This is a genomic window from Clostridium vincentii (genome assembly GCF_002995745.1).
Taxonomy (GTDB): Bacteria; Bacillota; Clostridia; order Clostridiales; family Clostridiaceae; genus Clostridium; species Clostridium vincentii.
Genome location: NZ_PVXQ01000064.1, coordinates 1 through 9886, shown reverse-complemented (window position 1 = coordinate 9886; position 9886 = coordinate 1). Strand labels below are relative to the sequence as shown.

10 protein-coding genes and 1 pseudogene are annotated in these 9886 nt (G+C 29.8%); 4 read left to right on the top strand and 7 right to left on the bottom strand.

The window, feature by feature from the left end:
• Positions 1-109: 109 nt before the first annotated feature.
• A complete protein-coding gene (locus tag CLVI_RS16560) occupies positions 110-826 on the bottom strand; it encodes a polysaccharide deacetylase family protein (protein WP_106061284.1) in 717 nt (238 codons plus the stop codon).
• Between the two features lie 275 nt (positions 827-1101).
• Here CLVI_RS16560 and CLVI_RS16555 point away from each other — a divergent pair, with 275 nt between their 5' ends.
• The 3 genes from CLVI_RS16555 to CLVI_RS16545 all read left to right on the top strand — a co-directional run bounded on the left by CLVI_RS16555 (position 1102) and on the right by CLVI_RS16545 (position 3889).
• Entirely contained in the window at positions 1102-1701 is a 600-nt protein-coding gene (locus CLVI_RS16555) for a hypothetical protein (RefSeq protein WP_106061282.1), read from the top strand.
• Between the two features lie 168 nt (positions 1702-1869).
• Entirely contained in the window at positions 1870-3234 is a 1365-nt protein-coding gene (locus CLVI_RS16550) for an MATE family efflux transporter (protein ID WP_106061280.1), read from the top strand.
• A 181-nt stretch (positions 3235-3415) separates the two neighbouring features.
• Positions 3416-3889 (top strand): hypothetical protein, encoded by a 474-nt coding sequence (locus CLVI_RS16545; RefSeq protein ID WP_106061279.1) that lies wholly within the window; start codon positions 3416-3418, stop codon positions 3887-3889.
• A gap of 64 nt (positions 3890-3953) precedes the next feature.
• On the opposite strand, the gene CLVI_RS16540 is transcribed toward CLVI_RS16545, so the two are convergent.
• Positions 3954-5294: a sensor histidine kinase gene (locus CLVI_RS16540; RefSeq protein ID WP_106061276.1), complete on the bottom strand. Its 1341-nt coding sequence runs from the start codon at positions 5292-5294 to the stop codon at positions 3954-3956.
• A gap of 30 nt (positions 5295-5324) precedes the next feature.
• Positions 5325-5999, bottom strand: a complete 675-nt coding sequence (locus CLVI_RS16535; RefSeq protein ID WP_106061274.1) for a response regulator transcription factor — start codon at positions 5997-5999, stop codon at positions 5325-5327.
• Between the two features lie 135 nt (positions 6000-6134).
• Here CLVI_RS16535 and CLVI_RS16530 point away from each other — a divergent pair, with 135 nt between their 5' ends.
• Positions 6135-6617, top strand: coding sequence for a hypothetical protein (locus CLVI_RS16530; RefSeq protein ID WP_106061272.1), 483 nt, complete (start codon positions 6135-6137; stop codon positions 6615-6617).
• A gap of 82 nt (positions 6618-6699) precedes the next feature.
• On the opposite strand, the gene CLVI_RS16525 is transcribed toward CLVI_RS16530, so the two are convergent.
• The 4 genes and pseudogenes from CLVI_RS16525 to CLVI_RS16510 all read right to left on the bottom strand — a co-directional run.
• Positions 6700-7545 (bottom strand): MBL fold metallo-hydrolase, encoded by an 846-nt coding sequence (locus CLVI_RS16525; protein ID WP_106061270.1) that lies wholly within the window; start codon positions 7543-7545, stop codon positions 6700-6702.
• A 153-nt stretch (positions 7546-7698) separates the two neighbouring features.
• Positions 7699-8187: a hypothetical protein gene (locus CLVI_RS16520; protein WP_106061268.1), complete on the bottom strand. Its 489-nt coding sequence runs from the start codon at positions 8185-8187 to the stop codon at positions 7699-7701.
• A 1-nt stretch (position 8188) separates the two neighbouring features.
• Positions 8189-9016, bottom strand: coding sequence for a 4Fe-4S binding protein (locus tag CLVI_RS16515; protein WP_106061266.1), 828 nt, complete (start codon positions 9014-9016; stop codon positions 8189-8191).
• Positions 9017-9281: 265 nt separating this feature from the next.
• Positions 9282-9761, bottom strand: a pseudogene (locus CLVI_RS16510) (arsenic resistance protein); the annotation flags it as partial.
• Positions 9762-9886 lie beyond the last annotated feature (125 nt).

Genomic DNA, 9886 nt, shown 5'->3' with positions numbered 1-9886 from the left:
TACAAGTATCATCCATTCTTCTTTAGATCTTCTTTCTGCCATGCAAATTACCTCCTACTAAGTATAGGAGTATTATCACATTAATTTACTGCCAGTCCTAGGTGATGAGTTATTTGACGCTTACTTTTAAAATGCTAGATACTTCTTTGTGAGACCAGTCTAGGGTGTCTATAGACCATAAAATAGATACACTATTGCTATCCTTTATTACTTTGATGACAGTTTCATTAGAAGCCCCGTAGGGTGGTCTCATAGCTGTAGTTCTTTTCCCAGTAATTGATGATATAACCTCTTCGGTTTTCTCTAGCTCATCTTTTATTCCCTCGGGACTTAAAGTAGTAAGATCCTCATGATAATAGGTATGATTTCCTATAAAATTTCCACTATCAAATGTCCTCTTTACAACTTCTGGATACATTTTTGCATTTTCCCCAAGGAAGAAGAAATTCCCCTTAACATTGTAAGATTCTAATATATCTAAAATCCTAGGAGTAACTTCTCCATCCGGTCCATCGTCGAATGTTAAATATACTGAGTTGCTTTCTGGCTGATCATTTAAGTAAACTGTATCCTTCTGCTTTATTACTTTCAACTTTGTAATTTTCTCAATAGATTCTTTATCAATTACAGAAATATTAAATAATATTTCTCCTACATTAAATTTTTTTATTTCCACTGACTCCTCATTTAAATCCTTCACGGTACCGTCGATATTTACCTCATTTTCTTTATTGGACATAACTTCTCTTTCTTTTATATTAATAAACACACATATAATTCCTGATAGCATTATTGATGTTACAATAAAAACAATAAATTTTTTCATTTCTTTTTTCCTTTTTTAATAATTAATCTTTATACATACTATTACAGTAAAAGTAAATTGATCCTTAAAAGAGAACTTACCTTCAATATTCTATATTTACTAATTATAATATTATGGAAATATCCATATATAATATTATGTTTATACTAATCTTAACTTTAGATTATAAGGAATATCGCAAATGATATTGACTGTTTAAAGTAAGTATATTATTGTAAAATCAGTTGCACTAGGTGAAACTGACTCTATTTTTTAAAACTTAAGGGGAGATTATTATGAGCAATAATCAATTTAAATTACATGAAGTTTCATTATTTGGAAATCATGAAGAGAAGACAAATGAATTTTTAGATGTTCTAAAAGAAAATCCAACTGAAGGCTTAGTTGAATGGCTTAATGCCTTTCAATCTAAAAGTGTTGTTTTATTAACTGGAGAGAAGTTTAGTTATGGAATTAATTTTCTTTACAATGATTCAATAGGATGCCCATTTTTAATTAAAGAATTAGATTCTGTAAGTGCTGAAAATTGTTTAATTGGCGGATGTAATATGAAGCTTGGGCTAATTGTTTATCATCTATTTTCTAAAGCTATAAGCTGCTTGCAAACACTTAAGGATTTAGAAAAAGATGATCTATCTTGTGAGAGTTTTCCGGATTTTAAAATTAAAGTTCTTGATGATCCTAACATTATAAATAATGTTGAGGATAAAGTTACAGCTATTACTGATGTAATTAAAGAAACAGAGAGAGACTTTTCACTTATTTTAAGTTTGTCTTTATCACCAAACAAAGGGAAATTAGATGAATTAGCTGATGCTTTATATCTTATGATTCCAGATAAAATAAAGAATGAATTTCAGTTAATGCAACAATAAAATTCCTTATAAGAAAAAAGACTAGATTTATTTAAATATAAATCTAGTCTCTTTTTATTTAGTATACTATTTATTGCTTATTAGAGTTTTAAGACCTTGCTAATACATAAGTGAAACTGTATCATTTAAATATATAATTTTTTATTTTTTATTTTTGGAGGTTTACTTATGACAAAAGATATGACAACCGGGAGTCCACTAAAGTTAATCTTATCTTTTTCAATCCCATTACTTATTGGAAATATATTTCAACAATTTTATAGTATGGTGGATGCTATAATCGTTGGTAGATTTATCGGTGTTAAAGCCCTTGCCGCTGTAGGTTCTACAGGTGCAATGTTCTTTTTAGTTATGGGCTTTACCCTTGGAATAACCAGTGGATTTTCTATAATAGTTGCTCAACGCTTTGGTGCAGATGATAAAGATGGTCTTCGCCGCTCAGTTGCCACTTCTATTATTTTATGTGCAATTATAACTATACTAATTACTGCTATAAGCCTAGTAACAGTAAAACCATTACTTAATTTAATGAATACACCCTCAGATATTATAAATGATGCTAATTCTTATATCACTATTCTTTACGCAGGAATTATAACTACTGTTTTTTATAATATGATATCAAGTATATTACGAGCTCTTGGAGATAGTCGAACTCCTTTATATTTTTTAATTGTTGCATCAATTTTAAATATAATTTTAGATGTATTTTTTATTGTTACTTTATCTATGGGAGTTTCAGGTGCTGCCTATGCCACAGTAATTTCCCAAGGAGTATCTGGACTTTTGTGTTTAATCTATACTGCAAAAAGATATAGAATTTTAAAATTACAGAAAAAAGATTGGAAATTTGATATTCCCTTCTCATTACTGCACTTAAAGGTTGGAATTCCAATGGCATTACAATTCTCTATTACAGCAGTTGGAGTAATAATACTGCAAGGTGCCCTTAACGCTTTTGGTTCCACCCTTATTGCAGCCTATACAGCTGCTATGAAAGTTGAACAGCTTGTAATGCAACCTAGCATTTCCTTTGGTGTCACTATGGCTACCTATGCTGGTCAAAATCTTGGTGCTGGGAAAATTCATCGTATTAAAGAAGGAGTAAAGAAATGTTCTTATCTTTCTTTAATTGTAAATGTTTTTGCTGGAATTGTTGTTTTTCTTTTTGGGCGCAACTTTACTAGATTATTTATAAGTGGAGCTGAAACTGAAGTTATAGAATCAGCACAGCGGTATTTAAATATAGTCGCACCATTTTTTATAATTCTTGGATTGTTATTTATCTACAGGAGTACTCTTCAAGGAATTGGAGAGGCATTTGTTCCTATGATGGCCGGGGTAGCTGAACTTGTAGTTAGAGTTGTTGTTGCCTTTACATTGCCTCAGCTCTTAGGTTATACAGGAATTTGTTTAGCTAGTCCAATTGCCTGGATTGCTGCTACCATACCACTTGCAATAGCTTATTTTATGAAAATAAATAAGCTGCTATCTAAACAAAATGAAAACCTTAGTTTATCTAAGGCTCAATAAAATTCACTATATACATATGTAAAAGGTAGAAATTCTCTGAGATTCCTACCTTTTATTTATTGTGTATAATAATAATTCTAGATAAATTTTTTTTATTTTAGCAATTATCTAATAGTTTATTGAAAATAGCACATTACTATATAGATATAAAGAAAACATAAATTTAAAAGGAGTGTTAATTATGAAAAGAAAAAATATTATAATTACCTTAGCTATTACAATGATGGTGAGCACTGGAATTACTGCTTATGCTTCACCTATACTAGATGCAACACAAAGCAATAGTGCTACTACTGCACAGAATTGCTTAGGTACAGGTACAGGTACATCTAGAGTATCAAACCTTCATGGAAGCGAAATCTTAACCAATCTATTAAAAAGCAAGGGCGTAACTGACGAAGAAATTAATTCTGCTTTAGATTCAGATAAATCTCTATACACACTTTTAACTGAAAAGGGTGTATCTACTGAAGAGATTAATGAATACCTGCTAACTGAGCGAATAAAAATAATAGATGAAGCTGTTGCCAATGGCACTATTACAAAAGAGCAGGGTGAAAAGACAAAAACTAAAGTGAGAGAAAAATCTGAAAATGGTAAAACTCCAGGCGAAGGACACGCAAAAATGGATCGTTTTGAAAAAAAGACTAAATGAACACAACCAATGAAACTAATAATTACATAAACTAGTGTAAAAAAGAGCAGTTAGTCATATTAAACTAACTGCTTTTTCTTTTGAATGCCTCCTTTGGGATAAAGAAGAAAAACTCAGCCCCTTCTCCGCTTTTACTAATAACTCCATACCTAAAATTATGAAGATCTAATATTTCACTACATATAGCAAGGCCAAGACCCATTCCCCCACTTGTTTTATTTTTATAATATCTTTTCCATATATCATCTATATAATTATTATCTATTCCTATACCCTTGTCTCTTACAGATATTTTAATATCTCTACCTTCATCTTTTACATAGAGTTCTACAGTACTATCTTCTTTACTAAACTTTATTGCATTATCAATAAAATTATAAATTATCCTGTATAAGTAGTTTCCATCTGCTAATATTTCTATATCAGAATCTAAAGATTTTATATTTAGTGTTATGTTTTTGCCTTCTAATTTCATTCTAAAAGCACTTTTAAAATCTAATAAAAATTCAGAGAGATTAAAATACTCCTTTTTTAATATATCTGTACTTCCTTGAAGTTTTGAAAGTTCAAGTATATCCACTACCAAAAGATTTAATCTATCCACTTCTTTTATAATGTCTTTTAGGAATTCTTTTTTCTCATCTTCATTAAGAATGTCATCATATATGGCCTCACTGTAATTTCTAATAACACTTAAAGGAGTTTTAAAATCATGAGATACATTAGCTATAAAATCTCTTTGCATAGTATTTTTCTTTTCTATAGTCTCTGCCATAACCTTAATACTTTTTGATAAGTCCTCTATTTCATCCTTTGTATTTATATCCACATCAATATTAAAATTTCCTTTAGTTATATCTAAGGATGCATTTTGAAGCTTAAGGATTGGTTTAGTAAGTTTCTTTCCTAAGACTGAAACCATGGGAATTGAAATTAGTAAAGCAACTAAAAATATAACTGCTAGTATAATATATGTAGATCTCATATACTCCCCTGAAAAACTATTTCTTTTAAGTAGTATTATATCTCCCATATCAGTGTTGTTATTATAATACAAAAATTCTTCTTCATTTGGAGTAACATACTTTCCTTTTATCGATAATTTTTGTAGATTAACATTCTTTATAATTGACATAGTTCCCATCTTTGTAGAGGTCAGAGTATTAACTTCTCCATCCTTTAAAAGAATTGCACTAGATATCTCATATTTTGAAATTACATCTGAATATTCACTTCCATTTTTCATAGCATCATACATCTGATTTGATGCAGTCTTCAAGTCATTATATTGCATGCTAGTGTAAAAAAAAGATAGAAATATACTTACAGACAGAAAGCAAAATACAATTACTAAAGTTATTATTCCAATGAAGTATTTTATTAATCTTAAAGTTAGTTTTCCCATAATGTCACCTCCAATAGCTTTTATATAAAGTTAATCTATCTTCATTTGCAATTTATATCCTACACCCCAAACTGTTTTTATATGTTTCTCACAATACTTGATTTTTTCTCTAAGATTTTTTATATGTGTATCTATAGTTCTAGTATCTCCAACAAAATCATAGGCCCAAACTTTATTTAGAAGTTGTTCTCTATTAAAGACTTGTTCAGGACTTTTACATAGAAATAATAGAAGATCAAATTCCTTTGGGGTTAAATTAATTTCAACTCCATTTTCTGATACTGTTCTTTTAGAGTCCGAAATTATAATATCTTCAAATGCAATATTACCACTTAGTTCTCCAGTACATTTTTTAATTCTAAGACTAACTCTTAGTACAAGTTCCTCCATACTAATTGGCTTAACCATATAATCTACAGCCCCAAGCTCTAACCCAAATATTCTATCTTCTTCTTCTCCTCTAGCTGAAGTTAGTATTACAGGTGTCTCCCCTTCATTTTTAATTTTCCTTAGTACGGACCAACCATCTTTTTCAGGCATCATAATATCTAATATTATTAAATCATACTCCCCTTCATTTATAGCTTCCTCTCCTTTTCTTCCGTCTAGAGCAATTTTTACTTCATAACCTTCCTTTTCTAAATAAAGCCTCATAACCTCTGTAAGCTTTTTTTCATCCTCTACTATAAGAATTTTGCCTTTCATTTTTAACACCTCTTTAATAAAACTAGAGTTTTTTTCAGTTTTCACACTTCTATCACAATTATCTCATAGTTTAATCAAAATAGTGCATTAGTATATAGATATAAACAAAATATAAATTAAAAAGGAGTGTTAATTATGAAAAAGAAAAACATTATAATAACCTTAGCAATTACAATGATGGTGGGTACTGGAATTACTGCCTATGCTTCAACCACACCAGATTCAACACCAAGAAATAATGGTACTATGGAAAACTGTATAGGTACAAGGGGCGAAAGAGCTACACAGCTCCGTGGTCAGGATATTTTAACCAATCTATTAAAAAGCAAAGGAGTAGAAGATGAAGAAATTAATTCTGCTTTAGATTCAGGAAAATCTCTACACACTCTTCTAACTGATAAGGGCGTAACTGCTGAAGAGATTAAGGAATATATGTTAACTGAAAAAATAAAAAATATAGATGAAGCTGTTACAAATGGCACTATGACAAACGAATCTGGAGAAGAATCAAAGACTAGGATTACAGAAAATTCAGCAAACTGCGAGACTCCAGGTGAAGGAACTGGGAAGATGAAAGATTCTGACAATAGAGGCTATATGAACAGAAATAACAAATAGTAACACTGGCATAAAAGTGGGGTGTATCAAATAGAAATTTAATTTCTATTGATACACCCCATTATATTTTACTAACTATGAATTAACCATTATTAATTTCTATTATATTTCCTGTATTGTTATATAAGTATTTTTCGCCTAACTTTTCTTTTATTTTCTCTGTAGCTTTTTCACCTGTACAGTGAGAGAAAGCTAAAATACTTATATCCTTTTCTTTGAAATAGTTAATTGTCTTTTCTATCCTTGTCTCATCTGCTTCAATCAAATGAGTTCCACCAAGAACTCCGTAAATAGGCATACCAGTTCTTTTTACTATTGTTTCTAATATGTTGCAAATTCCAACATGTGAACATCCTACTATAACAAATAAACCTTTTTCTGTTTTTATAGCTAATGCTATTTCATCTGGAAAATTATCTGGAATATACTTTCCATCCTTTTCTATATAAAACATTTTATTAACAAATTCATAATCGTTATTCTTCTCAAAATTTGAAATTACCATTATATTTTCATTAATATAAAATAAATCTTCTTTCATATATTTTATAGGAATATTATTTTGCTCAATATAGTCCTTATCGAAGGGATTTCCAACAAATCTGTAGTTTTCTGTTTCAACTAATGCATATTTGTCATAAAATAATTTTTCTCCAACGATTAACTTAAAGGGGTTTCCAACCTTCTCCACAAGCCTTTTAAACCCACCAGTATGATCATAATGTCCATGGCTTAATAAAACATAGTCCAAATTATTTAAATTAACTTTTAGCTTTTCTGCGTTTTTAATAAAATCTCCACTTTCACCTGTATCTATTAGCAATTTCATTTCATCAATTTCTATATACAGTGATAACCCGTGCTCATTAAATAAAATATTATTATCATCAGCATTGTTTTCAATTAGAGTTGTTATTTTAAAACTCATATTTCCTTCCCCCAATCTAAGCTTTTGTTTAATTTAAATTATACTTTTCCCTTTAGTTATTGTCAAATACTAGTAGCTATTATTAATAAATGACTTTACAAAAAGAGGCTATCTTAAAATTTAAGACAGCCTCCTTTCATATCTAATATAAAGTTAATTCAATATTTTCACAGTATTTTTCTCAATGTATTCTAAGTTTTCCTTTCCTATATCCCCCTTTTCTTTTAAAATATTAACTGCTGCTTCTGGTAAATATATTTCCTCTGTAATTTCAAATTCAATACCTTTATACAATGCCACAAATAATCTTATGGAACTTGTCCCTATTTCTTTATCTATATTCTCACCATAATAGATTTCTAAATCTTTAGCTTTAAAAGATTCAATTGATTCTACATTTTTTATCTGAAATGCTTTTTCAAGTACACTTACTGGAATATCATAATTATTACTTATATCTAAGAAACTAAAGGAACCTTTTATATCCTCAGGGTCTTTTTCTCCAGCTGAAGAACCCTCTTCAATTACTCCTGCTGTTTTTGAGGACTCTGTTTTCCAAAGGCCAGCAATATCACTTGCAAATATTCCTCCAAAAATCAGAATTACTAATACTATTGCTAAAGTCCCAGATTTAATTTTCATGCTACTTACCTCCTTTAGTTTTCATCATAAGGGTATCATCTATTGGACAAGATATTTCAGAGGTGCATTTTAAGCAACTTATACATTGATGATTAGTTACTTGCTTTTTATCCGATATCTCTATATTCATAGGACATGAATTATCACATTTTTTGCAGTCTACACAAGTTGAAGATTTTCTTCTTATTTTAAATATACTTATGAAATTTGTAAGCCCCATTACTGCACCAAAAGGACATGCATATTTACACCAAGGTCTCTCCACAAATAAGGATGCTAAAAAGGTTATGCTTAGGACAATAATTCCCCCTATTGCAACTTCAGAAGTCCAAAAATTAAATAGTGCATAGTATGGATCAATATCTGAGAAGGCAAGCTTCCCTGTATAAGCTGTCATAAACACTACCCAACCTAAAACTATATATCTTAAATTCCTAAGAGGTTTGTCATATTTATATGGTATAAATTTATTATACCTATTTTTAAATATCTTCTTTCCAAGCTTTCCTACAAACTCCTGTACCGTTCCAAGGGGACAGATCCATCCACAAAATACCGATCCAAATAAAATCCCAAGAATAATAACTATTCCTAAAAGAATAACGGTAGCTTCATGAATTTTCTGTACAAAGTTCCCATCTGTAACTAATGAATATATTGACACAACTCCTCCAAAGGGACAAATAGAGTGCAAAGATGCTGATGATATTATAGGTATTATTATCCCCTTTTCAACAAGCTGATGACTTATAGATATTAATAATACCAAGGATAAAAAGAATATTTGGACAGCTGTTCTTGTAAACTTCTTCTTATTAAACATTTTCATAATTATCTCTCCAATCAATTTTTATTTTATTTACATTTTAATATTAAAATAAAAAGTTGATATATATTTGGGGAATTTGTGAAGAGTTTGTGAATACTTGTCTTCAGATTCAATACTTCCTTCACCACAAAATATCGTGAGTACCAGCTTTCCATATATGGCCTTGTAGTTAGTATGGAAGTTATGACTGTGAGCTTATTGTCATTTATATAAAGCTAAAGGAGTGCTACTACAGCACTCCTTTAAATAAATCCTTATATATTTACTAGTCAAACCATGGTCTTGTTTTATTTGCAATCTTAACAAGTGCTAACATTACAGGTACCTCAACTAAAACTACAACAACCGTTGCAAGGGCAGCGCCTGATTGTAATCCGAACAATGATATTGCAACTGCAACAGCTAGTTCGAAGAAATTACTTGCTCCAATCATTCCCGCCGGTGCTGCAATATTATGAGGTAATTTTAATAATTTTGCACCTAAATATGCAATTGTAAATATTAAGAAAGTTTGAATTGTAAGTGGTATTGCTATTAATAATATATGAAGTGGATTATTTAATATAATATTTCCTTGAAATGAGAATAATATTATTAATGTTAAAAGTAATCCTACTATAGTAGTATTATCAAATTTCTTTATAAAGGTATTATTAAAATAATCTTCTCCTTTTTTCTTAACCATAAGTGTTCTTGTTACATAACCAAATACTAAAGGAACAACCACAAAAAGTACTGTTGATAAGTAAGCGTCAAATAACTCATCACCTAGGACTGGCAGTAAATTAATGTGATAATACTCCTATACTTAGTAGGAGGTAATTTGCATGGCAGAAAGAAGATCTAAAGAAGAATGGATGATACTTTTAA

Excerpts from the sequence above, each read along its gene's own strand:
- CLVI_RS16560 (WP_106061284.1), bottom strand. The coding sequence starts at position 826 with ATGAAAAAATTTATTGTTTTTATTGTAACATCAATAATGCTATCAGGA.
- CLVI_RS16540 (WP_106061276.1), bottom strand. The coding sequence starts at position 5,294 with ATGGGAAAACTAACTTTAAGATTAATAAAATACTTCATTGGAATAATA.
- CLVI_RS16545 (WP_106061279.1), top strand. The coding sequence starts at position 3,416 with ATGAAAAGAAAAAATATTATAATTACCTTAGCTATTACAATGATGGTG.
- CLVI_RS16515 (WP_106061266.1), bottom strand. The coding sequence starts at position 9,016 with ATGAAAATGTTTAATAAGAAGAAGTTTACAAGAACAGCTGTCCAAATA.
- CLVI_RS16530 (WP_106061272.1), top strand. The coding sequence starts at position 6,135 with ATGAAAAAGAAAAACATTATAATAACCTTAGCAATTACAATGATGGTG.
- CLVI_RS16520 (WP_106061268.1), bottom strand. The coding sequence starts at position 8,187 with ATGAAAATTAAATCTGGGACTTTAGCAATAGTATTAGTAATTCTGATT.
- CLVI_RS16555 (WP_106061282.1), top strand. The coding sequence starts at position 1,102 with ATGAGCAATAATCAATTTAAATTACATGAAGTTTCATTATTTGGAAAT.
- CLVI_RS16535 (WP_106061274.1), bottom strand. The coding sequence starts at position 5,999 with ATGAAAGGCAAAATTCTTATAGTAGAGGATGAAAAAAAGCTTACAGAG.
- CLVI_RS16550 (WP_106061280.1), top strand. The coding sequence starts at position 1,870 with ATGACAAAAGATATGACAACCGGGAGTCCACTAAAGTTAATCTTATCT.
- CLVI_RS16525 (WP_106061270.1), bottom strand. The coding sequence starts at position 7,545 with ATGAGTTTTAAAATAACAACTCTAATTGAAAACAATGCTGATGATAAT.